Below are 24,793 nucleotides of genomic sequence, written 5' to 3' on the forward strand. Positions count from 1 at the left end.
CCGCAGCAGCAGCAGCCGGTTCGACCGGCCTGCCGCCGGATGCGGCACGACGTCGCCCGCCGCAGCCCACGCCGGCGCGTGCACCGCTCTATGCCTGGACGGAAAAGCCCGCCGCGCCGATCACGCCGGCGCCGAGCGTGCACGACACGCTGCGCTCGATCGAAGCCAGCACCGCACAGTGGGCGACGCTGGGCGGTGCGCAGGACGATGCCAGGCACGCGGCGGCGGCAACCGTGGCCGCTGTGGCCGCGACGGCGGCCGGCATGACGGCGCCGGCAACAGCGGCCGTGCCGACCGGGATCGCCTCCACGGCTCATGGCCTCGCGGCGCATGACGCCAGTGCGCCGCTCGCCTACGATCCGGCGCCAACGTACGACGACAACGCACCGATCGTGCTCGATGCGTTCAATCCGGCAGCCCCCGCTGTCCATGCACCCGTCGCCGATGCGGGCGCCGTGGCGTTCGACGCCGCCGCACCGCACGCGTTGTCGAATACCGGTAGCGACGATGCCGCGTTCCCGCATCACGCCGATGACGAGATCCGGCACGCCGGCGATGTCGCCGCCGCTGCCGCACCGGCATCGGGAATCTCGCCCGCGCCGACGTTCGACGCGCCCATCGACCTCGCGCCGTGGGAGGACCTCGCCAGCCGACCGGTTTCCGCGTTCGATGCATCCGCCTGGAACCCGGTCGCCGAATCATCGACCGGCATGACGGGATCGGAACCGGCCCATGCCGCCTTCGCGCAACCTGGGACCGATGCGGTTCACGACCTCGCCGCGAGCACCACGTCGGCATCCCTCGATACCGACGACGAGTACACGGCGCATCCGGCTCCTGAAATCGATCGCACGGCATCGGCCAGCGTGCCGCAGGGCATCGCCAATGCGCACGCCGACGTGAAGCCCACCGGGAACAGCGCGCCGTTCGCGGCCCTCCCCGCTTCGCCGATCGCCGAAACGACACCGCGCGCAAGTGCCGAAACCAGGCCGTTTGCAGCGGCGGCGCCGGCCGCATCGAGTGCCGCACTGGAAGCTGCCAAATCGGACGCGGTGGAACCTGCAGCGCCGCTGGCGGCAATCGCTCACGGCACCGCACCGGCGACAGCATGGACGTGGACGCCTTCGACGGCGCAACCGGCCCCGACGAATACACCTGTCACCGCGGAATTGCCGAAATCGCCGGTTGCCGCTCAACCGTTTGCCGATCCGCAAACGGCTTTTGCAAGCACTGCGTCGCCGCTCGTCGGCACCGCGCACGGTTCGACCGCGCAAGCGCCTGCATCCGCCTCGGGCATTGCGCCTGTCGCCATTTCCGCTTCGTCGGATGGTGTGATCGACACGGCATCCGGTTCGCTGACTCAACCGGCTGCGTCGACCGTTGCCGCCGTTCCGTCGGCATCTCCGATCGACGTAACCGGTACGGCGTCGACCTCGCTTTCGCAACCAACCGCGTCGGCATCGACCGTTGCGCACACGACTTACGGTTCGTTCCCCCGCGCATCAACACCCCCATCGCCCGCTGCGCCCGCCGTGACGCCGTCGACGGCCAGCCCGACGGCCGCGGCATCCGGTTCGAGCACCCCGGTGGTCGTGCCCTCGACGCCCGTGGATGTCGTGTCCGGCTCGGTCGCGGCTCCATCCGCCGCGCCTGCCCCGACGCATCCGGCCACCCCATCAACCTCGTCGACCGGTACGACATTCGGCACATTCGCCCCCTCCGGCGCAATCGCATCGCAGCCGGTCGCAGGCCTGCCCGTGCCGCCCGCCCCTGCCGCCACGACGGCAACGTCCTCCGGCGCGGTCGCGCCGATCACCACCGCCGCGGCCACCCCAGCGCAACCGATCGCCAGCTCGCCCGTTGCTCCGGCCGGCTCGCTGACGTCCTTCGGCGCAACCACTGCGGCGTTGGCTCCGTCGATCGCTTCCGCGCCCGCAGCGGTCGAAGCCTCGACGTTCGCCCCCGCGGGCGCCGCCACTTCGTCGCCGGCAAGCTGGTCCGTGTCGAATGTCTCCGCGGCACCGTTCGCCACTTCGCCCGTGGCACCGCCGCAACCCGCGGCGACAATCCCCGGCGCGAGCGTGTCCGCACCGGCGATCGCCCCTGCCCTGCCGACCGAAGCAACCACCCCGGCAACCGAACCGGCCGCACCTGCCGCAGCCGGCTCGCCCGCCCCCGACACCCCCGCGCGCCAGCCGCGCCCGAACGCATTCGAATTCCACGCACCCGCGTCGTTCAGCGTCGAACTGCCGACGCTCGACCTGCTCGAGCCCGCGTCCGCGTCCGGCGACATCGAAACGATCACCGACGAACACCTCGCGCAAACCGCGCAGGTGATCGAACAGCGGCTGCAGGAATTCAAGGTGCCGGTGACGGTGGTCGGCGCGTCCGCCGGCCCGGTGATCACGCGCTTCGAGATCGAACCCGCGCTCGGCGTGCGCGGCAGCCAGATCGTCGGGCTGATGAAGGACCTGTCGCGCGGCCTCGGCCTCACGTCGATCCGCGTCGTCGAGACGATTCCCGGCAAGACCTGCATGGGCCTCGAACTGCCGAACGCGAAGCGCCAGATGATCCGCCTGTCGGAAATTCTCGAGTCGCGCCCGTACCAGCACTCGGCGTCGCAGCTGACGATCGCGATGGGCAAGGACATCACCGGCCACCCGGTCGTCACCGATCTCGCGAAGGCGCCGCACATGCTCGTCGCGGGCACGACGGGCTCGGGCAAGTCGGTCGCGATCAACGCGATGATCCTGTCGCTGCTGTACAAGGCGACACCCGAGGACGTGCGACTGATCATGATCGACCCGAAGATGCTGGAGCTGTCGGTCTACGAAGGCATCCCGCACCTGCTCGCGCCGGTCGTCACCGACATGAAGCTCGCGGCGAACGCACTGAACTGGTGCGTCGGCGAGATGGAGAAACGCTACCGGCTGATGTCGGCCGTCGGCGTGCGCAACCTCGCGGGCTTCAACCAGAAGATTCGCGATGCCGAGGCGAAGGAAAAGAAGATCGGCAACCCGTTCTCGCTGACGCCCGAGGATCCGGAGCCGCTGTCGACGCTGCCGCTGATCGTCGTCGTGATCGACGAGCTGGCCGACCTGATGATGGTCGCCGGCAAGAAGATCGAGGAACTGATCGCCCGCCTCGCGCAGAAGGCGCGTGCGGCCGGCATCCACCTGATCCTCGCGACGCAGCGTCCGTCCGTCGACGTGATCACGGGGCTGATCAAGGCGAACATCCCGACGCGCGTCGCGTTCCAGGTGTCGTCGAAGATCGACTCGCGCACGATTCTCGACCAGATGGGCGCCGAATCGCTGCTCGGGATGGGCGACATGCTGTTCCTGCCGCCGGGCACCGGTTATCCGCAACGCGTGCACGGCGCGTTCGTCGCGGACGAAGAAGTGCACCGGGTCGTCGAGTACCTGAAGCAGTTCGGCGAGCCGCAGTACGAGGAAGGGATCCTCGACGGCCCGACCGCCGACGGCGCGACGCAGGACCTGTTCGGCGATGCGCCGGACGCGGAAGCCGATCCGCTGTACGACGAAGCCGTCGCGTTCGTCGTGCGCACGCGGCGCGCGTCGATCTCGTCGGTGCAGCGGCAGTTGCGCATCGGCTATAACCGCGCCGCGCGCCTCGTCGAGCAGATGGAGGCGGCCGGGCTCGTGTCGCCGATGGGCATCAACGGCAGCCGCGAGGTACTCGTGCCGGCCGCGGCCGACTGAACGTGGCGGCCGGGCGGCCGCCGTCAGCCGATACGGGCGCGCCGGGAAACCGGCGGCCCCGACAAACGAAGGGCGCTGCATCGGCAGCGCCCTTTTTCATTTACAGCACCGGCACCAGCTTGAAGTCGACCGGCTTGCCGACCGCCACCTTCTGCGGATTCGGGCCGAGCTGCCCGGTTTCGGCATTGCGGCTGAACACGTAGAACGTATCGCTGTCCTGGTTGCCGACGATCAGCCACTTGCCGGTCGGATCGATCAGGAACTCGCGCGGCGTCTTGCCGAGGCTCGACTGGCGGCCGACCTGCTTCAACCGGCCGTCGACCTGGTTCACCGCGTAGATCACCAGGTCGTTCGCGTCGCCGCGGTTGCTCACGTACAGGAAGCGGCCGTCCGGCGACAGGTGGATCGCGCCGCCGCCGACCTTGCCCTTGAAGCCCGGCGCGGTCATCGACACGGTCTCGACCGGTGTCAGCTTGCCGTCGTGGTAGCCGAACACCTCGACCGACGCGTTGAGCTCGCTCGTCACGTACGCATACCGGCCGTCGGCGCCGAACACCATGTGGCGCGGGCCCGAGCCCGCCTTCACCGGCGTGTAGCGCGTGTCCGTCGGGCTGATCAGCCCGCGGCTGCCGTCCACCGTGTAGCGGTAGCCGTAAATCTTGTCCGCGCCGAGATCCTGCACGAACAGGTAACGGCCGTCCGGCGAAAACACCGTCGAATGCACGTGCGCGCCGTCCTGGCGGCCCTTCACGGGCCCCGTGCCTTCATGGTGCACGGTCAGCGCGGCCTGGTCGACCGCGCCGTCGTCGCGCAGCGGAAACACCGCGAAGCTGCCGCCCGGATCCTTCGCGACCGAATAGTTGGCGGTCACGAGGTACTTGCCGTCGGGCGACAGCGCGAGATAGCAGGGATCGTTCCCTTCCGACGACACGCGGTCGATGAAACTCAGCGCGCCCGTCTTCGCGTCGAAGCGGAACGCGCTGATGCCGCCGCGCGTCGTCGCCGGCCCATCGTCGCCGGGCAGTTCGTTGACCGCATAGACGGTGCGACCGTCGCGGCTCGGCAACAGATACGACGGATTCACGGTCTTCGCCGACGACACGGGCGCGACGTTGCCGGTTTTCGTATCGAAGCGGTAAACATAGATGCCGTCGCTGCCGCCGCCCGTATAGGTGCCGACGAGCAGGTTGTAGACGCCGTCGGCCGGGGCGGGCGATTGCTGCGCAAATGCGTGGGTCGCGGAAAGGGAGAGCACGAGCGCGAAACCTTTCATCCAGTGAGCGAGCCTAAGCGGGAACCCTCGTGTCGAAGCGCGTGCGTCACGCTCGCGTAAACGGTTGGGCATTGAATCCTCCTTGCATCGAGTCGCTTCAAGTGTTGAGATAGGACGAAACGCCGGCCGTTCATGCGCTCCGCCGCCCGGCCGAGTATACGGGGCGCGGTGCCAGCGCGTGAAGCCTTGGCCGCCGTCGTCCGCATTGTGAACTCGAATACCCAAGGATCGCCTGCCCATGCCTGCCCTGATCGAAGACTACGCCCTCGTCGGCGACGGCCACACCGCCGCGCTGATCGCAAAAGACGGCTCCGTCGACTGGCTGTGCTGGCCCCGCTTCGATTCGGGCGCCTGCTTCGCGGCGCTTCTCGGCACCCCCGAGCACGGCCGCTGGCTGCTCGCGCCGGCCGCCGACGCCGCGATCACGCACACGACACGCCGCTATCGCGGCGACACGCTGATTCTCGAAACCGACTACGAAAGCGCCGACGGCGCCGTCACCGTGGTCGACTTCATGCCGCCCGGCAACGGCTGGTCCGAACTGGTGCGGATCGTCGTCGGCCGCCACGGCACGATGAAGATGCGCATGGAGCTCGTGTTGCGCTTCGACTACGGCTTCTCGATCCCGTGGGTCACGCAGCTGACCCGCGAGGACGGCATGAAGGCGATCGCGGGCCCCGACACCGTCGTGCTGCGCACGCCGGTGCCGCTCACCGGCAAGAATCTCCACACGCTCGCGGAATTCACGGTGAGCGCCGACGAGCGCGTGCCGTTCTCGCTCAGCTATGCGGCGTCCCACCTGCGGCTGCCGCCCGCCCGCGATCCGCTGTCGATGCTCGCGCGCACCGAGAACTACTGGCTCGAATGGTCGGGCCGCTGCCAGGTGCAGGGCCGCTACGCGGCCGCCGTGCGCCGCTCGCTGATCACACTGAAGGCGCTCGCGTACGAGCCGACCGGCGGCATCGTCGCGGCGCCGACCACGTCGCTGCCCGAGAAGATCGGCGGCAACCGCAACTGGGACTATCGCTACTGCTGGCTGCGCGACGCGACGATCACGCTGCTCGCGCTGATGCGCGGCGGCTACTACGACGAGGCGCGCGCGTGGCGCACGTGGCTCGGCCGCGTGATGGCCGGCTCGCCCGAGCAGATCCAGATCATGTACGGGATCGCCGGCGAACGCCGGCTGCCGGAAATGGAACTCGACTGGCTGCCCGGCTACCAGGACTCGAAGCCGGTGCGCATCGGCAACGGCGCCGCCAACCAGCTTCAGCTCGACGTGTTCGGCGAGGTGATGGCCGCGCTGCACCTCGCCCGGGTGGGCGGCCTGCAGGCCGACGACACGGTCTGGTCCGTGCAGTGCGCGCTCCTCGACCATCTCGAGAAGATCTGGCAGGAGCCCGACGAAGGCATCTGGGAAACGCGCGGCGGCCGCCGCCATTTCACGTTCTCGAAGGTGATGGCGTGGGTCGCGTTCGACCGCGCGATCAAGTCGGCGGAGATGTTCCGGCTGCCCGGCTCGCTCGACCGCTGGCGTGCGCTGCGCGACCAGATCCATGCCGACGTGTGTACCAACGCGTGGCACGAAAGCAAACGGGCGTTTGCGCAGAGCTACGGCAGCGACGAGCTCGACGCCAGCGTGCTGCTGATGCCGCTGCTCGGCTTCCTGCCGCCGGAAGATCCGCGCATCGTCGGCACGGTCGAGGCGATCGAGCGGGAGTTGCTGCACGACGGGCTCGTGATGCGCTACCGCACGACCGACTACGACGACGGCCTGCCGCCCGGCGAAGGCACGTTTCTCGCGTGCAGCTTCTGGCTGGTCGACAACTATGCGCTGCTGGGCCGGATCGACGACGCGCACCGCCTGTTCAGCCGGCTGCTCGCGCTGTCGAACGACCTCGGGCTGCTCGCGGAGGAGTACGACCCGGTGGCCGGGCGGCTCGTCGGCAACTTCCCGCAGGCGTTCTCGCACGTGGCGCTCGTGCATACCGCGATGAACCTGATGCACCACGAGGACGCAATGGCGCGCGCAGCCGGCCAGCCCGCGCCGGCCGTCGCGACGGGGCGCTGAACGGGGGCGCGAGCGGCTTGGTCAGAGAACGTCAAATCGCAAAACTTTGATGAAAAATCGGGGAAATGTTGCATTGCACCACCCATCGTTGTCCGATATGATCGACGCGATTGTCCGGCTGCAATGCAACATGGCCGGTCGCTGACCCACACGGCACGCCGCGACGCCCCACGCCGCCCTTGCGCACCGTCCCCCACGCGGGAGTAGTCTGCATGCTTTACCAACTGCACGAATTCCAGCGCGCCATGCTGAGCCCGCTGACGGCCTGGGCCCAGGCCGCGTCCAAATCGTTCGCCAATCCGTCCAGCCCGTTCTCGCTGATGCCGGGCGCGACGCGGATGGCCGCCGCGTATGAGCTGATGTACCGGCTCGGCAAGGATTACGAGAAGCCCGAATTCAACATTCATCAGATCGTCAAGGACGGCCACAACATCCCGATCGTCGAGCAGACGATCGTCGAGAAGCCGTTCTGCCGGCTGCTGCGCTTCAAGCGCTATTCGGACGACGCCGACGCCGTCACGCAACTGAAAGACGAACCGGTCGTGCTGGTCTGCGCACCGCTGTCGGGCCACCACTCGACACTGCTGCGCGACACCGTGCGCACGCTGCTGCAGGATCACAAGGTCTACATCACCGACTGGATCGACGCGCGGATGGTGCCGGTCGAGACCGGCCCGTTCCACCTGCACGACTACATCGCGTACATCCAGGAGTTCATCCGTCACATCGGCGCGCGCAACCTGCACGTGATCTCGGTGTGCCAGCCGACGGTGCCGGTGCTCGCGGCGATCTCGCTGATGGCGAGCCGCGGCGAGGACACGCCGCTCACGATGACGATGATGGGCGGCCCGATCGATGCGCGCCGCAGCCCGACGTCGGTGAACTCGCTCGCCACGCAGCACTCGACCGCATGGTTCGAGAACAACGTGATCCACACGGTGCCGGCGAACTATCCGGGCGAAGGCCGCCAGGTGTATCCGGGCTTCCTGCAGCACACGGGCTTTGTTGCGATGAACCCGGAGCGGCACGCGCAATCGCACTGGGATTTCTACCAGAGCCTGCTGCGCGGCGACGAGGACGACGCCGAAGCGCACCGCCGCTTCTATGACGAATACAACGCGGTGCTCGACATGGCCGCCGAGTATTACCTCGAGACGATCCGCGTCGTGTTCCAGGAATTCCGCCTGGCGGAAGGCACGTGGGACGTCGAAGGCGAGCGCGTGCGTCCGCAGGACATCCGGCACACCGCGCTGATGACGATCGAGGGCGAACTCGACGACATCTCGGGCAGCGGCCAGACGCACGTCGCGCACGAGCTGTGCACGGGCATCCCGCAGGACCAGCGCCGCAGCCTGACCGCCGAGAAGTGCGGTCACTACGGGATTTTCTCGGGCCGCCGCTGGCGCACGATCATCTATCCGCAGCTGCGCGATTTCATCCGCGAGCATGCACCGGAGCCGAAGCACGGTGCGACGAAGGATGTGCCGGAAACGCCGGCCGCCAAGACGCTCTCCGCCGTGCCGGCCGCCGACGCACCGGCCGAAACGACGCGCGCCACGGCAGCGAAGCGCGCGAAGGCGCCGGCCAAGGCCGTCGCCCCCGCCAAGGCCGCACCGGCCGCGAAACGCGCCGCCGCCAGCCCGCGCGCAAAAGCTGTGCGCACGCGCAAGGCCGCCTGACGCACCGCGTTCCGACGAAAAAACGCCGCCGTTGCCTGCGCGCGGCGGCGTTTTTACATCGGGCGCCCGATTCAGCGCATCAGCGCCGCAGCAGATAGGCGAGCAGCACTTCGGTGTTCATCCGGACCATCTCCGCGCGCTCGTCGGCGTCGGTGAAGTCGCGGCCGAGCGTCGCGGCGAGCGTGAAGCGGTTCGACACGATGTAGTAGCCGAGCCCCGACAGCGTCACGTAGAAGCGCAGCGGATCGACGTCGGTGCGGAACAGCCCGGCCTTCTGGCCGCGCGTCAGCACATTGCCGAGCTTCGCGACGATCGGCGACATCATCTCGCGGATCCGCGTCGACTTGTGCAGGTAGCGCGCTTCGTGCAGGTTCTCGTTGTTGATGAGCCTGAGCAGTTCCGGATGGTCGCGGTAGTAGTCCCAAACGAAATGCGCGAGCCGCGTGACGGCTTCGACCGGCGCGACGCCGTCGAGATCGAGCTCGCGCTCGGCCTCGGTCAGCGCGGAGAACGCGTGTTCGAGCACCGCCGTGAACAGCTGTTCCTTGCTGCCGAAGTAGTAATAGAGCATGCGCTCGTTGGTTTCGGCCCGGCGCGCGATCTGGTCGACGCGCGCGCCGAACAGCCCTCCACTCGCGAACTCTTCGGCTGCCGCCATCAGGATGCGGCGGCGCGTACCTTCAGGATCTCTTTTGATTTTTGGCTGATTCATGGTGGCGTTTTGCTATGTGAGCCGCTTGATCCGGACCGGCACCCCCACCGCCTTGGCGCCGGCCGCCCTGGAACGGGCGCGCCGCGAACGGCCGCCCTCCTGCTGAGCCCCTGCAAAAAAGCGGTTCGATTATGCGCACAGACGGCGTCCAGCGCAATGCGGGAAATCGGCGATAATCGAGCTTTGGCAAACCTTTTCCGGCCGCGCCCGACGCGGCCGAGAGCCATTCGGCGCCGCTGCGCCCGTTGTCACCGTGACCGATTCCAAAACACTCGCAGATCGCATCGAAGATCTGCTTCCCCAGACGCAATGCACGAAGTGCGGCTATAACGGCTGCCGCCCGTACGCGGAGGCGATCGCCGCCGGCGATGCGAACTACAACCAGTGCCCGCCCGGCGGCGCCGAAGGCATCGCGCGCCTGTCGAGCCTGCTCGGCAAACCGGTGATTCCGCTGAACCCCGTCAACGGCAGCGAGCATCCGCGCGCGGTCGCCTTCATCGACGAAAGCCTGTGCATCGGCTGCACGCTGTGCATGCAGGCGTGCCCGGTCGACGCGATCGTCGGCGCGCCGAAGCAGATGCACACGATCATCGCGTCGCAGTGCACCGGTTGCGACCTGTGCGTGCCGCCCTGCCCGGTCGACTGTATCGCGATGCTGCCGGTGACCGGCGAACGCACCGGCTGGGACGCGTGGTCGCAGGAGCAGGCCGACGCCGCACGCGAGCACCATGACCTGCGGCTCGCGCGCCAGCGCCGCGAACGCGAGGCCGCCGAAGCGCGCGCGGCCGCACGCCGCGCGGCGAGTGCCGCTAAACCGGCTGCGGCACCGGCGGAAACGCCATCCGCCGCGCCGGCCGCCGCCCCCGCGGACGACGCCGACGCGAAGAAGCGCGCGATCATCGCCGCCGCGCTCGAACGTGCGCGCAAGAAGAAGGAAGAGCTGTCCGGGCAAGGCGCCGGGCCGAAGAACACCGAAGGCGTGAGCGCGGCCGTCCAGGCACAGATCGACGCCGCCGAGGCGCGCCGCAAGCGGCTCGCCGAACAGCAGGCCCAGCGCGACGCCGAAGCGGCCGCCGCGAGCGGCAACGACGAACAGAACGATGCAGGCAACGACGGCCCGGATGGCCCGTCCGCCCCGCCCGACCCGAACGCTCCATGAACGCCAGCAAACGACGCGCGATCTACGAAACGCTGCAGAGCCTCAATCCGCATCCGACCACCGAGCTCGAATACTCGACGCCGTTCGAGTTGCTGATCGCCGTGATGCTGTCCGCGCAGGCGACCGACGTATCGGTCAACAAGGCGATGCGGAAGATGTTTCCGGTCGCGAACACCCCGCGACAAATCGTCGCACTCGGTGAAGAGGGCGTCACCGAGTACATCAAGACGATCGGCCTGTACCGGACCAAGGCGAAGAACGTGGTCGCGACGTGCCGGATCCTGCTGGACCGCTACGACGGCGAGGTTCCGGCCGATCGCGAAGCGCTCGAAGGGCTGCCGGGCGTCGGCCGCAAGACCGCGAACGTCGTGCTGAACACCGCGTTCGGCCAGCCGACGATCGCGGTCGACACGCATATCTTCCGCGTCGCGAACCGCACCGGCCTCGCGCCGGGCAAGGACGTGCGCGCCGTCGAGGCCGCGCTCGAGAAGTTCACGCCGAAGGAATTCCTGCAGGACGCGCATCACTGGCTGATCCTGCACGGGCGCTACGTGTGCAAGGCCCGCAAGCCCGAGTGCTGGCACTGCGCGATCGAGCCGCTGTGCGAATTCAGGCCGAAGACGCCGCCGCCGAACGAGTGATACGCCACCGCGGCTGACATGCCGCAGGCCGCCCGGCGCCAGGCGGCCGGGCGCACGATGCGCGCCCCGTCGGCCGTTGATCGGCCGGCAAACCGCAACCACGATCACGCATCGCCACCCGCGCCATCGCCCCGCTTTCCCCCTCCCGGCTACGCGTTGGACGTCGCCGTCGCGTCGTCTGCCGCCGCGCCGCCCGCGCGCACCAGCGCCAGCACGGCAGCCAGAATCGCGACGCCACCCGCCCACTGCAGCGGCGACAGCGCTTCGCCGAACAGCAGCGCCGCAAGCGCGACCGTCACGACCGGTTCGAGCGTCGACAGCATCGACGTGCGCGCGGCCCCGAGCCGTTCGAGCCCGGCAAAGAACGCGAGCATCGCCGCCACCGTCGACACGAGCGCGATCGCGAGCATCGATGCCCAGCCGCCGGCCGTCGCGGGCCAGCGCGGCGGCGCGCCGAACGCGGCGGTCCGCACGACGGCGATCGCCACCAGCGTCGCGGTTGCCGACAGGCAGATGATCGCGGTGGTCGCGAGCGGATCGACGCCGCGCGTCGCCTTCGTCCCGCCGACGATGTACAGCGAATAGATCACCGCAGCAGCCAGCGCGAGCGCGATCCCGAGCGGCTCGCCATGCCCGCCGCCGACCATCAGCGCCGAACCCGCGACGCACAGCACGAGCGCGACGGCCTTCGCGCGCGTGAGGCGCTCACCGAGCCACCACGCGGCCAGCAGCGTGACGAACGCCGGATACAGGTACAGCAGCAACGCGACGAGACTCGCCTGCGCATGCTGCAGCGCGCTGAAATAGCAGAACGACTGCCCGACGTAGCCGAGCGCGCCCATCGCCACGAGCGGCGCGAGCGCGCGCCCGCGCGGCCACGCGACGCGGCGATGCCGTGCAATCGCGGCGAGCACCGCGCCGCCAATCGCGAAACGCACGATCAGCAGCCCGAGCACGTCGACACCGGCCGCATACGCGTAGCGGCCGAAGATCGCCATCGCGCCGAATGCGGCGGCGGACAGCGCGACGTAGAGCGTGCCCTGCAGGGCGGTGGACGACGGGCGGACGGTGGCGGTCATGACGAAACGGGCGCGAGCGGCGTGGCGACGGAAATCGTCGGAGTGTAACGGCGCGGCGGCGGCGAGCCTAGCCCGCGCTTACCCGTTCCCGGTTGCAGGCTCAGGGCGCAGGCGACCGGCCGGCGCCCCGAGCCTGCGCACCTGCTCGCCCGGCGGGCCAACGCACAGCCCGCTCCCGCCCGCCGCCAGCGCCGTCCGCCGACCCGGCGTACAATGCCCGACGCGGCATCACGCCGTCCGAATCACGACGTTTTCCCCACCATGTTCAATCCAAGCCGCGACGAAGTGCGTCGCTTTTTCACCGAGACCTGGCGCAAGCAGCGCGCCGGCGAGATCCTGACGCCGCTGGAAGCGATGGCAGCCGACTGGATCGTCGAGCATCCCGAATACCACGACGAACTCGCCGACGCCGATGGCGCGACCGCGCGCGAGTACACGCCCGAGGAAGGCCGCACGAACCCGTTCCTGCACCTGTCGATGCATCTCGCGATCAGCGAGCAGTTGTCGATCGACCAGCCGCCCGGCATCCGCGCCGCGCACGACAAGCTCGCGGCCAAGCTCGACTCGACTCACGACGCGCAGCACGTGATCATGGAATGCCTCGGCGAGACGATCTGGGAAGCCCAGCGCACGAGCACGCCGCCCGATACCGACGCGTACCTGCAGCGCATCCTGCGTCGCGCATCGCGCGACTGAGCGCCGCGGCGCCGGCGCGCGGACAAAAAAATACCCCGCCTCGGCGGGGTATTTTTGCTGCGCGAGCCCGTCGGGCCCGTCGCACTTACTTCTTGAACACGAGATCGGTTTCTTTCAGCGACTCGATGTAGGCCGCGATGTCCTTCATGTCGCTGACCGACAGGCTCTGCACCTGCGCCTGCATGATCGCGTTGTTGCGACCGAGCAGCGGATTCGTGAGGCCCATCTGGTACTGGCGCATCGCCCACACGAGGTAGTCGGCATGCTGGCCGGCGAGGCGCGGATATTCGGCGTTGATCGGCTTGTTCATCTGCGCGCCGTGGCAGGCGGCGCAGTTGTGCGATTCGACCAGTTCCTTGCCCTTCGTGGTGTCCGCCGCGTGCGCGGTACCGATCGCGAGGCCGGCCGCCAGTGCAACCGCCGCCGTCTTGAATGCGTTGTTCATGAATGCTCCTGTCCCGCCGGTCAGATCGGCGGCGCGCGCTTTACTTGTAGGGATTGTCCTTCGTGTCGGCCTTCTGGACGGCGTAGTACGCCGCCAGATCCGCGATGTCCTGGTCCGTCAGCGAACCGGCGATCGCATTCATCGACGGGAAGTGACGATCCTTCTTGCGATAGGCCTTCAGCGCGTTCTCGAGATATTGCTGGTTCTGGCCGCCGAGGACAGGCACCCGGTAGACCTCCGGGTACGCCGCGCGGTAGTCCTGGATGCCGTGGCAACCGATGCACATGGCGGCCTTGCTCGCCCCGTCCTTCGGGTTGCCGACCACACCGGCCGCCTGCGCGCTGCCCGCGAGCGCCACGAGCGCTGCGACAACGACGTGTTTGCCGACGAATTTGTTCATAGCTCTTGTAACCTAGCTTGAGGGGAAACTGGCGCCGAAGCGGCAACGGCCCGCGCCGTTATGCTTATCAGGTCGCCACGCAGGCCAAAAAAAACGGCCAGATTGTACCGCGTCGGCGGGGAACGCGTCCACAAGGCACCCCGGTTCGCCCCGCCACAGCCCCGCAACGATACGCGGGCGTGGCCCAACCGGACAGCCCTTCTGACTTATACTGGGTTTTTTTCCCCGATTGAGAAGAGCGCCGCCATGCGTTTCGAAGGGTCCTCGCACTACGTCGCCACCGACGATCTGAAGCTCGCGGTCAATGCCGCGCTGACGCTGCAACGCCCGCTGCTGATCAAGGGCGAGCCCGGCACCGGCAAGACCATGCTCGCCGAGGAAGTGGCCGCCGCGCTCGACATGCCGCTGCTGCAGTGGCACATCAAGTCGACCACGAAGGCGCAGCAGGGCCTGTACGAATACGACGCCGTGTCGCGGCTGCGCGATTCGCAGCTCGGCGACGCGCGCGTGAAGGACATCTCGAACTACATCGTCAAGGGCGTGCTGTGGCAGGCGTTCGATGCCGAGCACCCGAGCGTGCTGCTGATCGACGAGATCGACAAGGCCGACATCGAATTCCCGAACGACCTGCTGCGCGAGCTCGACCGGATGGAGTTCCACGTGTACGAAACACGGGAAACGGTTCGCGCGAAGCACCGCCCGCTCGTCATCATCACGTCGAACAACGAGAAGGAGCTGCCCGACGCGTTCCTGCGCCGCTGCTTCTTCCACTACATCCAGTTTCCCGACCCGGCGACGATGCAGAAGATCGTCGCGGTCCATTTCCCGGACATCCGCGAGGAGCTGCTGCGCGCGGCGCTCGAGAGTTTCTTCGAATTGCGCGGCGTGTCGGGCCTGAAGAAGAAGCCGTCGACGTCCGAGCTGCTCGACTGGCTGAAGCTGCTGCTCGCCGAGAACATCCCGGCCGACCAGTTGCGCGGCGTGGATGCGAAGCAGATCGTGCCGCCGCTCGCGGGCGCGCTGCTGAAGAACGAGCAGGACCTGAGCCTGCTTGAACGGCTCGTCTACATGAACCGGCACAACCGGTAATCCTCTCTCACCCGCGAAGGCCCGGCCATGCTGCTCAATTTCTTCTACGCGCTGCGTGCAGCCAAGCTGCCCGTCTCGGTGAAGGAATACCTGACGCTGCTCGAATCGCTGAAGGCCGGGCTGATCTCGCCGTCGATCGACGCGTTCTACTTCCTCGCGCGGATGACGCTCGTCAAGGACGAGCAGTACTTCGACAAGTTCGACCAGGCGTTCGGCGCGTATTTCCACGGCGTGTCCGCGCTGCCGTCCGAAGCGTTCGACATTCCGCTCGACTGGCTCGAGAAGCGCCTCGAGCGCGAGCTGTCGCCGGAAGAGAAGGCGCAGATCGACGCGATGGGCGGGCTCGACAAGCTGATGGAGCGCCTGAAGGCGCTGCTCGACGAGCAGAAGGAGCGCCACGAAGGCGGCAACAAGTGGATCGGCACCGGCGGCACGTCGCCGTTCGGGCACGGCGGCTACAACCCGGAAGGCGTGCGCATCGGCGGCCCGTCGAACGGCAACCGCACCGCGGTGAAGGTATGGGAAGCACGCGCGTATCGCGACTACGACGATTCCGTCGAGATCGGCACGCGCAACATCAAGGTCGCGCTGCGGCGGCTGCGCCGCTTCGCGCGCGAAGGCGCCGCCGAGGAGCTCGACCTGCCCGGCACGATCCGCAGCACCGCCGCGAACGCAGGCTGGCTCGACCTGCGGATGGTGCCCGAGCGCCACAACAACGTGAAGGTGCTGATGCTGCTCGACGTCGGCGGCTCGATGGACGATCACATCAAGCGCACCGAAGAGCTGTTCTCCGCCGCGAAGGCCGAATTCAAGCACCTGGAGTTCTTCTACTTCCACAACTGCGTGTACGACCACCTGTGGAAGAACAACCGCCGCCGCCACTCGGAACGCACCGCGACGTGGGACGTGCTGCACAAGTTCACGCCCGACTACAAGCTGATCGTCGTCGGCGATGCAACGATGAGCCCGTACGAAGTGCTGCAGCCCGGCGGCTCGGTCGAGTACAACAACCCGGAAGCCGGCGCCGTATGGCTGCGCCGCCTCGCCGACCAGTTCCCCCATCATGCATGGCTGAACCCCGAGCCCGAGCGGCTATGGGAATACCGGCAGTCGGTCGCGGTGATCCGCGACCTGCTCGGCCATCGCATGTATCCGCTCACGCTCGCGGGCCTCGAAACCGCGATGCGCGCACTCAGCAAGTAACGCCCCCACCCAGACACGAAGGCCGCGCCCGAGCGGCCTCCCCCCGGAGATAGCATGAACCCCTCGCCCACCGCGAGCGCCAGCCGCGCCGGCGGCCGCCGCTTTTTCGCCGATACGTCCGTCTCGGCCCTCGTCGCCGGCTTCGTCGCGATGATGACGGGCTATACGAGCTCGCTCGTGCTGATGTTCCAGGCCGGCCGCGCCGCCCACCTCACCGATGCGCAGATCTCGTCGTGGATCTGGGCGCTGTCGATCGGCATGGCGCTGACGACGATCGGCCTGTCGCTGCGCTTTCGCGCGCCCGTCGTCGTCGCGTGGTCGACGCCCGGCGCCGCGCTGCTGATCGCATCGCTGCCCGGCGTGCCCTACCCCGAGGCAATCGGCGCATTCGTCGTCTGCGCGGTGCTGCTCACGGCCGTCGGCGTGAGCGGGCTGTTCGACACGCTGATGCGCAAGATTCCGGCCGGCATCGCAGCCGCGCTGCTCGCGGGCATCCTGTTCGAGATCGGCATCGAGATCTTCCGCGCCGCGCAGTTCCAGACCGCGCTCGTGCTCGCGATGTTCTTCACGTACCTGATCGTCAAGCGGCTCGCGCCGCGCTATGCGATCGTCACGACGCTGATCGTCGGCACGGCGGTCGCCGGCGGTCTCGGCCTGCTCGACTTCGGCGGCTTTCACATCGCGTTCGCGAAGCCCGTGTTCACGATGCCCGCGTTCTCGATCGCGTCGATCGTCAGCATCGGCATTCCGCTGTTCGTCGTCGCGATGGCGTCGCAGAACGTGCCGGGCATCGCGGTGCTGCGCGCGGACGGTTATCAGACCCCGTCGTCGCCGCTGATCGCGACCACCGGCCTCGCGTCGCTGCTGCTCGCGCCGTTCGGCTCGCACGGCGTCAACCTCGCGGCGATCACGGCCGCGATCTGCACGGGTCCGGAAGCGCACGAGGATCGCGCGAAACGCTACACGGCCGCCGTGTGGTGCGGCACGTTCTACCTGGTCGCGGGGATCTTCGGCGCGACGATCGCCGCGCTGTTCGCGGCGCTGCCGAAGGCGCTCGTCGTGTCGGTCGCCGCGCTCGCGCTGTTCGGCTCGATCATGAGCGGCCTCGCGAACGCGATGCAGGACGTGAAGCAGCGCGAAGCCGCGCTCGTCACGTTCATGGTCACCGCGTCGGGCCTCACGCTGCTGTCGATCGGCTCGGCATTCTGGGGGCTCGTCGCGGGGATCGTCACGCAGGTGATCCTGACCGCGCGCCGCCCCGCGTAACGCGGCACGGCGCCCGCCGCTGCGGCCTTCGGACACGCTGGAACGTGCCCGACACGAATCGGGCCTAGAATAGCGGATCGGAGGCGGTGCCCGGCGCCGCCTCGCTTCGCCGCCGCGTTCGCGCGGCCCGTGAGAACCCGGCGCCTTGCGCCCTTCTTCCGAATCGCCATGACTACCGCACTCGACCAGCTGAAGCAGTACACGACCGTCGTCGCCGACACGGGCGATTTCCAGCAGCTTGCGCAATACCAGCCGCAGGACGCGACCACGAACCCGTCGCTGATCCTGAAGGCCGTCCAGAAGGATGCGTACAAGCCGATCCTCGAGAAAACCGTCCGCGATCATCGCAACGAAAGCACCGATTTCATCATCGACCGCCTGCTGATCGCATTCGGCACCGAGATCCTGAAGCTGATCCCGGGCCGCGTGTCGACCGAGGTCGACGCGCGTCTGTCGTTCGACACGCAGCGCTCGATCGACAAGGGCCGCGAACTCATCAAGCTGTACGAAGCAGCCGGCATCGGCCGCGAGCGCATCCTGATCAAGCTCGCGTCGACGTGGGAAGGCATCCGCGCGGCCGAAGTGCTGCAGAAGGAAGGGATCAAGTGCAACATGACCCTGCTTTTCTCGCTCGTGCAAGCCGCCGCCTGCGCGGAAGCCGGCGCACAGCTGATCTCGCCGTTCGTCGGCCGCATCTACGACTGGTACAAGAAGCAGGCCGGCGCCGAGTGGAATGAAGAGAAGGACGGCGGCGCGAACGATCCGGGCGTGCAGTCGGTGCGCCGCATCTACACGTACTACAAGACGTTCGACTACACGACCGAAGTGATGGGCGCGAGCTTCCGCACGACCAGCCAGATCACCGAACTGGCCGGCTGCGACCTGCTGACGATCAGTCCCGATTTGCTGCAGAAGCTGCAGGACAGCAACGAAACGGTCACGCGCAAGCTGTCGCCGGAAGCGCTGCAGGACAAGCCCGCCTCGCGCGTCGCGATCGACGAGGCCGCGTTCCGCTTCCAGCTGAACGACGACGCGATGGCGACCGAAAAGCTCGCCGAAGGCATCCGCGTATTCGCCGCCGACGCGGTGAAGCTCGAGAAGCTGATCGACTCGCTGCGCTGAGCCGCTGAGCCGCAACAAGCGTCAGCGGCTGTCAGCAACACTGGCAACAGCCGTCAGCACGCACGCCGCACACGGCCGCGAACGTCATGTTCGCGGCCGTTTTTAATTTTCATTCCATCGTCAAGCACGCGCACTACAATCCACGTCACGGGTGCGTCGGCCGCCTCCCGAGGCGCCCTTTCCCAGTCAGTCTCGCACGACGCCGAACCCGCGCGAATGCGCAGGCCGGCTCCCCACTCCAGGAGACAACGATGCAAGTCCAACCGTACCTGACGTTCTACGGTCGCGCCGACGAAGCCCTTCAGTTCTACGAAAAGGCACTCGGGGCGAAGACGATGTTCAAGATGCACTTCAAGGACGCGCCGCCGAATCCCGACTACACGATTGCGCCGGAGATAGCCGACAAGGTGATGCACGCGAGCTTCACGATCGGCGACTCGATGATCATGTGCTCGGATGGCGACTGCAGCCAGCCCGGCGGCGGCATGCACGCCGGCTATTCGCTGTCGCTGAACCCGGCGACGGTCGAGGAAGGCCAGAAGCTGTTCAATGCGCTCGCCGACGGCGGCGAAGTGACGATGCCGTTCGGCAAGACGTTCTGGGCGCTCGGCTTCGGGATGGCGAAGGATCGCTTCGGCGTGCACTGGATGGTCAACGTCGAGGATCTGTCGCAGCGCGAGAGCCTCGCGGAGCGCGCGCAGGGGTAACGCGAAAAACAAAGCCCGCCACCTTGCCGGTGGCGGGCTTTTTCATTGCGAGGCCGTACAGGCGGCGTCAGCCTTCCACCACGTCGAGATAGTCCTCCGGCCGCGTGCGATCCTCCGCATGCGCCATGCCCATCACGCGCACCAGCACGCTCACCGCCACCGCCACCACCAGGTTCACGACCAGCGACCATACGGCCGCGTAGCCGGGAATCGCGAGGCCGAACAGGTGGATCGTGAAGATCGAGCTGGCGAGCTTCAGCGAGATCGCCATCCACGTGCCGCACACGATGCCGGCCGCCCAGCCGGCCAGCAGGCCGCGATGGTCGAGCACGCGCGTGTACAGGCCGAGCACGATCGCCGGCAGCGTCTGGATGATCCAGATCCCGCCGAGCAGCTGCAGCTGGATCGCGTAGGTCAGCGGCAGCCCGAGGATGAACGCGACGGCGCCGACCTTCACGATCAGCGACACGAGTTTCGCGACGTGCGTTTCCTGCTCGTGCGACATGTTGCGGTTCACGAACTCGCGGTGAATGTTGCGCGTGTACAGGTTCGCGGCCGCGATCGACATGATGGCCGCCGGCACCAGCGCGCCGATGCCGATCGCCGCGAACGCGACGCCGACGAACCACGACGGGAAATACTGGAGGAACAGCGCGGGCACCGCGAAGTTCGGGCCGAAGGCCTTGAAGTACGGCGCGTACTGCGGCATGTCCTTCACGCCCGATGCGAGCGCCATGTAGCCGAGCAGCGCCAGCAGGCCGAGCACGAACGAATACGCGGGCAGCATCGCCATGTTGCGGCGGATCGAGTTGCCCGACGACGACGACAGGATCGCCGTGACCGAGTGCGGATACAGGAACAGCGCGAGCGCCGAGCCGATCGCGAGCGTCGCATACGCGCTGTAGCCGTTCAGGCTCATCGCGTCGGGCGCCTTCAGCAGCAGCTTCCCGGGCGGCACGCTCGCGAAGATGTGCCCGAAGCCGCCGAGCTTCGCAGGAATCACGATGACCGCCGCGGCGATCGTGATGTAGATCAGGATGTCCTTGACGATCGCGATCATCGCGGGCGCGCGCAGGCCCGACGTGTACGTGTACGCGGCGAGGATCGCGAACGCGATGATCAGCGGCAGGTCGCCGACGAAGCCGGTCGTGTCGAAGCCGAGTGCGCCGATCACCACCTCGATACCGACGAGCTGCAACGCGATATACGGCATCGTCGCGACGATGCCCGTGACCGCGATCACGAGCGCGAGCATCCGGCTGCCGTAGCGTGCGTTGACGAAGTCGGCGGCCGTCACGTAGCCGTGCCGCTTCGCGATGCTCCACAGCTTCGGAAACACCACGAACGCGAACGGATAGATCAGGATCGTGTACGGCAGCGCGAAGAAGCCCATCGCGCCGGCGCCGAACACGAGCGCGGGCACCGCGACGAACGTGTAGGCGGTGTAGAGGTCGCCGCCGAGCAGGAACCACGTGACGATCGTGCCGAAGCGGCGGCCGCCGAGGCCCCATTCGTCGAGATGGGCGAGATCGCCGCGCCGCCAGTTCGCGGCCAGGAAACCGATGATCGTGACGCCGATGAACAGCAGCACGAAGACGAAGGTTGCGCCGAGATTCATCGCGCACCTCCCTGCGGGCCGCTCGCCTTCCACGCGTTCTTGGTCTTGAAGTACACGAACGCGGTGATCACCGCGCTAATGAAGACCCAAAGCAGCTGGTACCAGTAGAAAAACGGAAAACCCAACCATTGCGGTTCGATCTTGCTGTACGACGGTACCCAGACCATCGCAATCAGCGGCAGTACCAGCAGCCAGAGCCAGCGCTTGGCGGCCCGGTTGGCGTCGGCATCGTGAGCCATGACGTCTCCTCATCTTTCCCGGTTATCGATCTTGTTGAGCGGGTACGGCGCCGAGAGGAGCGCAAAACGGGTAGGCTGCGGCTCCCCTGGCTTCGCGCCAGTATAGGAGCCGCTCGCACGCGGTCAAGCAGGGGCGAACCCGAGGTGATCCGCCCCTTGTCGCGTGGTTGCACCGGCATGCCGCCGGTGCATGAAGCGTCAGATCGCGAACGCGGTGTCGCGTGCGCCGGTCGTTTCTTTCAAGGCTTTCACCCACTTGCGCGCGGGCAGCTTCAGCGTGTCCTCGATCAGCTTCGCGCGTTCGTCGAGCTGCGCGAACGACACGTCGAGCGCGGGGCCCGAGAACGCGATCGCGATCCGGTTGCCATCATGCACTTCCGGCAGCGCGATCACGCGGTGATCGAACGCCGCGTTCAGGTGCTTCATGTTGCGCACGAAGCTCGGATGATCGCCGAACAGGTTGATCGTCGCGATGCCCGCATCGGCGAGGCAGCCGCGCACCGCGCGGTAGAACGCGACGCTGTCGAGCACGGGGCCGCGTGCGGTCGCGTCGTACAGGTCGATCTGGATCGCGCCCGTCGTGCCGCGGTTGGCCGGGTCGTTGACGAAATCCCACGCGTCGGCTTCATGCACGGCGAGACGTGCATCGTCGGGCGGCAGCGCGAACATCGTGCGCGCGGCAACGATCACGGCCGGGTTCAGCTCGACGGCCTCGACCTTCGCGTGCGACAGGAAGCGGTGCGAGAACTTGGTCAGCGCGCCGGTGCCGAGCCCGAGCTGGACGATCCGCTCTGGCGTTTCCAGGAACAACAGCCACGCCATCATCTGCTGTGCGTATTCGAGCTCGATATGCAGCGGCTTCGAGATCCGCATCGCGCCCTGCACCCATTCGGTACCGAAGTGCAGGAAGCGCACGCCGCCCTCTTCCGAGAACGTGACGGGCGCGAAGCGCGGCTTGCGCGGGGCTTCGAGCACGGGCACGTCGTCGTGTTCGTCGATCTCCGGGCGGCGCTTCATGCGCGGCGGCTGGAGCTTTTCGGGGCCGTTGTATGCGGACGGCTTGCTGCGCTTGGACGCGCGCGCCTCGGCGGACGCGCGCTTGATCAGTCGGGTCATGTGTGAATCTCGCTGGGTGAAGCTGGTTTTAGCGGACGAGAGGATAGCATTGGTGGGAGAACGGAGACCGCGACCCACGCGCGGCCTCGCGTGACGTTGAATCGCGTCGGCGCTACGCTGCATTCGCGGATCACTGGAGAACACATGACGTCGAACGAAAGGAATATCTGGTTTCCGGCCAAACGCTACGGCTGGGGATGGGGCCTGCCGGTGGCCTGGCAAGGGTGGGTCGTGCTGTTGCTGTTCGCGATCGGGATCGTCGCGAGCGCATGGCTCGTGCCACCACGCGAGTCGCCGTTCGCGTATGGCGCCTGCATCGTAGTGCTGGTCACGCTGCTCACCGCGGTGTGCTGGGTAAAGGGCGAGAAGCCGCGGTGGCGATGGGGCAGGGACGATTGAGCTTCGCTCGCCCCGCTGCTGCAACGGCGGGCCGGGAAGAAACACCTGTCCGCCTTCCATCATCGATACGCCGTGACAGCGCTCTGTCGAACGGCTGAATTGTCTCGGGTCCCGCGCAACGCAAGAATGTGACGAATCGGCCCTGCTCGGCAGGTCACATGCGCATTCGCCTTCGCCACGCCCGCATCCGGTACTGAACCGGCGTCACCCGTCGGTGCTGCTCGATCTGCCGACTGCTACCCCTACCACCCCGCCCTGCACGCTCGCGATGCCGCATTTGAGCGGCCGCACGGCGTTCGTGCGCACCGCTTGAAAATATACCCAAATAGGGATAAATTCGTCGATGGATCCATACATCAAACCGCTGTACTGGCTCGGCTCAGCGCGCAAGGATTTGAAAGCGATGCCGCAAGCCGTGCAGGACACGTTCGGCTATGCGCTGTATCTGGCGCAGACGGGACGCAAGCACGATCAGGCCAAGCCGTTGAAAGGATTCGGCTCGGCCGGCGTGCTCGAGATCGTTGAATCGGAAGACAACGGCACGTATCGCGCGGTCTATACGGTGAAGCTCGGCAGCAGCGTGTACGTGCTGCACTGTTTCCAGAAGAAATCGTCGATCGGTATCGCAACACCGAGGCCGGACAGCGATCTCGTCCGCGAACGTCTGAAAGCGGCCGAAGCACACGCACAAGGAGTAAGGCGATGATCGAAATCGAACAGGGCAGCGGCAACGTCTACGCCGATCTCGGCATGCACGATGCCGCCGAAATGCGGGTGAAAGCCCAACTCGCCGCGAAGATCGCGGAAATCATCAAGGCGCGCCAATGGACACAGCAGCACGCGGCCCGGTTGCTCGGCATCACGCAGCCGAAGCTGTCGAACATGCTGCGCGGGCAGTTTCGCGGCGTCAGCGAAACGAAGATGCTCGAATGTCTGGCGAAGCTCGGACGCGACGTGCGCATCGTCGTCGGGCCCGATCGTCAATCGGAAGTCGAAGGGCACATCGAAGTCGTCTTCGCAGCGTGACGGCCGCGCCTGGCCGATCGCGTCGGGAGGCCGATAGCAGATGCCGCAAGGGCCCGATCCTTCAGGAAAGGATTCCACGCCACTGCGCGAGCTTCTGCTCGAACGACAGCATCGCATTCGCCGGGCTCGACGACGGCAGCACGAGCGTGTCGTATCCGGCCTGACCGATCACCTCGGCAAACCGCCCCGCCGTCTTCCCGTTGAAACACACTTTCTTCAGCAACGGCGCATGCTCGCGCAACGACGCGAAGTCGTTCGGCTTCGCATTGCGGATCGCGGAATCGAGACTGCCTTGCCGATGGCACGCATCGAGCACGTCCCAGATGCCGATGCCGTGCTTCAACACGCGCTCGAGCCGCGCGTCATACGCGAGTTCATGCAGCCCCGGCTCGCCGAGCACCGCACCCAACAATCGCCAGAACTGGTTGCGCGGATGCGCGTAATACTGCGCGGCATCAAGCGACGCCTCGCCCGGAAAACTGCCGAGGATCATCGTGTGCGTATTCGCCGCGACGACCGGCGGAAAACCCCGCAACATCACGCGCCTCCGTCCGGGCCGCCCGAGCGCGGCCCGTCGCCGTGCGCATCGAGATGGCGCCACAGCGCCGGCAGCATGCACTCGGTGACCATCAACGGCTTGCCGTGACGCTGGAACACCGAGCGCCGCGCGGCGAACGAATGCGGCGCACGCGCGCCGCCAAGCGCGTGGCTCGCCAGCGCATACAGCGGATGGCCGGCGATCACGCGCCGGCTGACGAGCGCCGAACGCTCGACCTGCGGATCGCTGTACAGCAACTCCGCCAGCGGCCGTGTGCGCAGCCGCCGCATCGCCTGCCACACGCCCTTGCTGGCCGCGAGCGGCGCGATGCTGTGCGCGGCAACATACGGCGTGCCGTCGACCGACAGGATCACCTCGCGCACCCACATCGGTGCGCGCGGCGCACTGGCGAGCGCGTCCGGCTCGTCGAACCACGGGCAGTCGACGGCCTCGCGCGTCACGCGCACGGCCACGCGGCCGAGCCGCGCGAGGTGCGCGGTCAGCGATCCGCCGCGCGTCAGCCAGTCACGCTGATCGAGCGTGCAGCCAGGCCGCGGCGTCTCGCGCCAGCCGGCCAGAGCGCCGTCGAATCGCAT

General features: G+C 67.4%; 24 protein-coding genes. 14 read left to right on the plus strand and 10 right to left on the minus strand.

Annotation, left to right across the window (positions count from 1 at the left end):
- Positions 1-29: 29 nt before the first annotated feature.
- Positions 30-3,722: a DNA translocase FtsK gene (locus tag G3N96_RS07490; protein WP_206136851.1), complete on the plus strand. Its 3,693-nt coding sequence runs from the start codon at positions 30-32 to the stop codon at positions 3,720-3,722.
- Positions 3,723-3,822: 100 nt separating this feature from the next.
- Here the strand turns inward: G3N96_RS07490 and G3N96_RS07495 are convergent, their stop codons facing one another.
- Positions 3,823-4,995 carry a lactonase family protein gene (locus G3N96_RS07495; RefSeq protein WP_241022538.1) on the minus strand — a complete coding sequence of 391 codons (1,173 nt, stop codon included), beginning with the start codon at positions 4,993-4,995 and terminating at the stop codon, positions 3,823-3,825.
- A 238-nt stretch (positions 4,996-5,233) separates the two neighbouring features.
- Between G3N96_RS07495 and G3N96_RS07500 the strand changes: the two genes are divergently transcribed.
- Both G3N96_RS07500 and phaZ read left to right on the plus strand, forming a co-directional pair.
- Positions 5,234-7,063 carry a glycoside hydrolase family 15 protein gene (locus G3N96_RS07500; RefSeq protein ID WP_206136820.1) on the plus strand — a complete coding sequence of 610 codons (1,830 nt, stop codon included), beginning with the start codon at positions 5,234-5,236 and terminating at the stop codon, positions 7,061-7,063.
- Positions 7,064-7,275: 212 nt separating this feature from the next.
- A complete protein-coding gene (gene phaZ / locus G3N96_RS07505; RefSeq protein WP_206136821.1) occupies positions 7,276-8,742 on the plus strand; it encodes a polyhydroxyalkanoate depolymerase in 1,467 nt (488 codons plus the stop codon).
- Between the two features lie 79 nt (positions 8,743-8,821).
- Here the strand turns inward: phaZ and G3N96_RS07510 are convergent, their stop codons facing one another.
- Positions 8,822-9,454, minus strand: a complete 633-nt coding sequence (locus tag G3N96_RS07510; protein ID WP_039370405.1) for a TetR family transcriptional regulator — start codon at positions 9,452-9,454, stop codon at positions 8,822-8,824.
- Between the two features lie 253 nt (positions 9,455-9,707).
- On the opposite strand from G3N96_RS07510, the gene rsxB reads away from it, so the two are divergent.
- Together rsxB and nth are read left to right on the plus strand one after the other, a co-directional pair.
- Entirely contained in the window at positions 9,708-10,613 is a 906-nt protein-coding gene (gene rsxB, locus G3N96_RS07515) for an electron transport complex subunit RsxB (RefSeq protein ID WP_206136822.1), read from the plus strand.
- The gene (nth, locus tag G3N96_RS07520) at positions 10,610-11,254 is read left to right on the plus strand and encodes an endonuclease III (RefSeq protein ID WP_042976184.1); all 645 of its coding nucleotides are present in this window, start codon (positions 10,610-10,612) and stop codon (positions 11,252-11,254) included. The genes rsxB and nth overlap by 4 nt, the downstream gene beginning before the upstream one ends.
- 149 nt (positions 11,255-11,403) lie before the next feature.
- Here nth and G3N96_RS07525 read toward each other — a convergent pair whose 3' ends face one another.
- Positions 11,404-12,333, minus strand: a complete 930-nt coding sequence (locus tag G3N96_RS07525) for a DMT family transporter (RefSeq protein ID WP_124582665.1) — start codon at positions 12,331-12,333, stop codon at positions 11,404-11,406.
- A gap of 261 nt (positions 12,334-12,594) precedes the next feature.
- On the opposite strand from G3N96_RS07525, the gene G3N96_RS07530 reads away from it, so the two are divergent.
- The gene (locus G3N96_RS07530; RefSeq protein WP_011352791.1) at positions 12,595-13,029 is read left to right on the plus strand and encodes a DUF1841 family protein; all 435 of its coding nucleotides are present in this window, start codon (positions 12,595-12,597) and stop codon (positions 13,027-13,029) included.
- 85 nt (positions 13,030-13,114) lie between these two features.
- Here G3N96_RS07530 and G3N96_RS07535 read toward each other — a convergent pair whose 3' ends face one another.
- Together G3N96_RS07535 and G3N96_RS07540 are read right to left on the minus strand one after the other, a co-directional pair.
- Entirely contained in the window at positions 13,115-13,474 is a 360-nt protein-coding gene (locus G3N96_RS07535) for a cytochrome c (RefSeq protein WP_011352792.1), read from the minus strand.
- A gap of 40 nt (positions 13,475-13,514) precedes the next feature.
- Positions 13,515-13,874, minus strand: a complete 360-nt coding sequence (locus G3N96_RS07540; RefSeq protein WP_011352793.1) for a c-type cytochrome — start codon at positions 13,872-13,874, stop codon at positions 13,515-13,517.
- 246 nt (positions 13,875-14,120) lie between these two features.
- Here G3N96_RS07540 and G3N96_RS07545 point away from each other — a divergent pair, with 246 nt between their 5' ends.
- From G3N96_RS07545 to G3N96_RS07565, 5 genes are all read left to right on the plus strand, one after another.
- The gene (locus tag G3N96_RS07545; RefSeq protein ID WP_089426034.1) at positions 14,121-14,963 is read left to right on the plus strand and encodes a MoxR family ATPase; all 843 of its coding nucleotides are present in this window, start codon (positions 14,121-14,123) and stop codon (positions 14,961-14,963) included.
- Between the two features lie 27 nt (positions 14,964-14,990).
- Positions 14,991-16,166, plus strand: coding sequence for a VWA domain-containing protein (locus G3N96_RS07550; RefSeq protein ID WP_206136823.1), 1,176 nt, complete (start codon positions 14,991-14,993; stop codon positions 16,164-16,166).
- Positions 16,167-16,220: 54 nt separating this feature from the next.
- The gene (locus tag G3N96_RS07555) at positions 16,221-17,432 is read left to right on the plus strand and encodes a benzoate/H(+) symporter BenE family transporter (RefSeq protein WP_206136824.1); all 1,212 of its coding nucleotides are present in this window, start codon (positions 16,221-16,223) and stop codon (positions 17,430-17,432) included.
- Between the two features lie 168 nt (positions 17,433-17,600).
- Positions 17,601-18,554 (plus strand): transaldolase, encoded by a 954-nt coding sequence (gene tal / locus G3N96_RS07560; protein ID WP_206136825.1) that lies wholly within the window; start codon positions 17,601-17,603, stop codon positions 18,552-18,554.
- Positions 18,555-18,805: 251 nt separating this feature from the next.
- Entirely contained in the window at positions 18,806-19,261 is a 456-nt protein-coding gene (locus G3N96_RS07565) for a VOC family protein (RefSeq protein WP_124582657.1), read from the plus strand.
- A 67-nt stretch (positions 19,262-19,328) separates the two neighbouring features.
- On the opposite strand, the gene G3N96_RS07570 is transcribed toward G3N96_RS07565, so the two are convergent.
- The 3 genes from G3N96_RS07570 to G3N96_RS07580 form a co-directional block, all read right to left on the minus strand.
- Positions 19,329-20,879: a sodium:solute symporter family protein gene (locus G3N96_RS07570; RefSeq protein ID WP_206136826.1), complete on the minus strand. Its 1,551-nt coding sequence runs from the start codon at positions 20,877-20,879 to the stop codon at positions 19,329-19,331.
- Positions 20,876-21,118 (minus strand): DUF3311 domain-containing protein, encoded by a 243-nt coding sequence (locus G3N96_RS07575; RefSeq protein ID WP_011352801.1) that lies wholly within the window; start codon positions 21,116-21,118, stop codon positions 20,876-20,878. Before G3N96_RS07575 ends, G3N96_RS07570 begins: the two co-directional genes overlap by 4 nt.
- Positions 21,119-21,316: 198 nt before the next feature.
- Positions 21,317-22,234: a spermidine synthase gene (locus tag G3N96_RS07580; RefSeq protein ID WP_206136827.1), complete on the minus strand. Its 918-nt coding sequence runs from the start codon at positions 22,232-22,234 to the stop codon at positions 21,317-21,319.
- Between the two features lie 144 nt (positions 22,235-22,378).
- Between G3N96_RS07580 and G3N96_RS07585 the strand changes: the two genes are divergently transcribed.
- The 3 genes from G3N96_RS07585 to G3N96_RS07595 all read left to right on the plus strand — a co-directional run bounded on the left by G3N96_RS07585 (position 22,379) and on the right by G3N96_RS07595 (position 23,659).
- On the plus strand, positions 22,379-22,633 hold the full coding sequence (locus G3N96_RS07585; protein WP_206136828.1) for a hypothetical protein: 255 nt from the start codon (positions 22,379-22,381) through the stop codon (positions 22,631-22,633).
- 343 nt (positions 22,634-22,976) lie between these two features.
- Entirely contained in the window at positions 22,977-23,339 is a 363-nt protein-coding gene (locus tag G3N96_RS07590; RefSeq protein WP_046544690.1) for a type II toxin-antitoxin system RelE/ParE family toxin, read from the plus strand.
- Positions 23,336-23,659 (plus strand): helix-turn-helix transcriptional regulator, encoded by a 324-nt coding sequence (locus G3N96_RS07595; protein WP_206136829.1) that lies wholly within the window; start codon positions 23,336-23,338, stop codon positions 23,657-23,659. Before G3N96_RS07590 ends, G3N96_RS07595 begins: the two co-directional genes overlap by 4 nt.
- A 61-nt stretch (positions 23,660-23,720) precedes the next feature.
- Here the strand turns inward: G3N96_RS07595 and G3N96_RS07600 are convergent, their stop codons facing one another.
- Together G3N96_RS07600 and G3N96_RS07605 are read right to left on the minus strand one after the other, a co-directional pair.
- Entirely contained in the window at positions 23,721-24,197 is a 477-nt protein-coding gene (locus G3N96_RS07600) for a DNA-deoxyinosine glycosylase (RefSeq protein WP_206136830.1), read from the minus strand.
- Positions 24,197-24,793 (minus strand): chorismate lyase, encoded by a 597-nt coding sequence (locus G3N96_RS07605; RefSeq protein WP_206136831.1) that lies wholly within the window; start codon positions 24,791-24,793, stop codon positions 24,197-24,199. The genes G3N96_RS07600 and G3N96_RS07605 overlap by 1 nt, the downstream gene beginning before the upstream one ends.

The sequence above is a fragment of the Burkholderia sp. Se-20373 genome (genome assembly GCF_017104705.1).
GTDB lineage: Bacteria > Pseudomonadota > Gammaproteobacteria > Burkholderiales > Burkholderiaceae > Burkholderia.

Coding starts and splice junctions, on each gene's coding strand:
- G3N96_RS07605 (WP_206136831.1), bottom strand. CDS start 24,793: ATGCGATTCGACGGCGCTCTGGCCGGCTGGCGCGAGACGCCGCGGCCT.
- G3N96_RS07570 (WP_206136826.1), bottom strand. CDS start 20,879: ATGAATCTCGGCGCAACCTTCGTCTTCGTGCTGCTGTTCATCGGCGTC.
- G3N96_RS07540 (WP_011352793.1), bottom strand. CDS start 13,874: ATGAACAAATTCGTCGGCAAACACGTCGTTGTCGCAGCGCTCGTGGCG.
- G3N96_RS07580 (WP_206136827.1), bottom strand. CDS start 22,234: ATGACCCGACTGATCAAGCGCGCGTCCGCCGAGGCGCGCGCGTCCAAG.
- G3N96_RS07525 (WP_124582665.1), bottom strand. CDS start 12,333: ATGACCGCCACCGTCCGCCCGTCGTCCACCGCCCTGCAGGGCACGCTC.
- nth (WP_042976184.1), top strand. CDS start 10,610: ATGAACGCCAGCAAACGACGCGCGATCTACGAAACGCTGCAGAGCCTC.
- G3N96_RS07585 (WP_206136828.1), top strand. CDS start 22,379: ATGACGTCGAACGAAAGGAATATCTGGTTTCCGGCCAAACGCTACGGC.
- tal (WP_206136825.1), top strand. CDS start 17,601: ATGACTACCGCACTCGACCAGCTGAAGCAGTACACGACCGTCGTCGCC.
- G3N96_RS07530 (WP_011352791.1), top strand. CDS start 12,595: ATGTTCAATCCAAGCCGCGACGAAGTGCGTCGCTTTTTCACCGAGACC.
- G3N96_RS07600 (WP_206136830.1), bottom strand. CDS start 24,197: ATGTTGCGGGGTTTTCCGCCGGTCGTCGCGGCGAATACGCACACGATG.
- phaZ (WP_206136821.1), top strand. CDS start 7,276: ATGCTTTACCAACTGCACGAATTCCAGCGCGCCATGCTGAGCCCGCTG.
- G3N96_RS07550 (WP_206136823.1), top strand. CDS start 14,991: ATGCTGCTCAATTTCTTCTACGCGCTGCGTGCAGCCAAGCTGCCCGTC.
- G3N96_RS07555 (WP_206136824.1), top strand. CDS start 16,221: ATGAACCCCTCGCCCACCGCGAGCGCCAGCCGCGCCGGCGGCCGCCGC.
- G3N96_RS07500 (WP_206136820.1), top strand. CDS start 5,234: ATGCCTGCCCTGATCGAAGACTACGCCCTCGTCGGCGACGGCCACACC.
- G3N96_RS07590 (WP_046544690.1), top strand. CDS start 22,977: ATGGATCCATACATCAAACCGCTGTACTGGCTCGGCTCAGCGCGCAAG.
- G3N96_RS07535 (WP_011352792.1), bottom strand. CDS start 13,474: ATGAACAACGCATTCAAGACGGCGGCGGTTGCACTGGCGGCCGGCCTC.
- G3N96_RS07545 (WP_089426034.1), top strand. CDS start 14,121: ATGCGTTTCGAAGGGTCCTCGCACTACGTCGCCACCGACGATCTGAAG.
- G3N96_RS07595 (WP_206136829.1), top strand. CDS start 23,336: ATGATCGAAATCGAACAGGGCAGCGGCAACGTCTACGCCGATCTCGGC.
- G3N96_RS07575 (WP_011352801.1), bottom strand. CDS start 21,118: ATGGCTCACGATGCCGACGCCAACCGGGCCGCCAAGCGCTGGCTCTGG.
- G3N96_RS07510 (WP_039370405.1), bottom strand. CDS start 9,454: ATGAATCAGCCAAAAATCAAAAGAGATCCTGAAGGTACGCGCCGCCGC.
- G3N96_RS07495 (WP_241022538.1), bottom strand. CDS start 4,995: ATGAAAGGTTTCGCGCTCGTGCTCTCCCTTTCCGCGACCCACGCATTT.
- G3N96_RS07565 (WP_124582657.1), top strand. CDS start 18,806: ATGCAAGTCCAACCGTACCTGACGTTCTACGGTCGCGCCGACGAAGCC.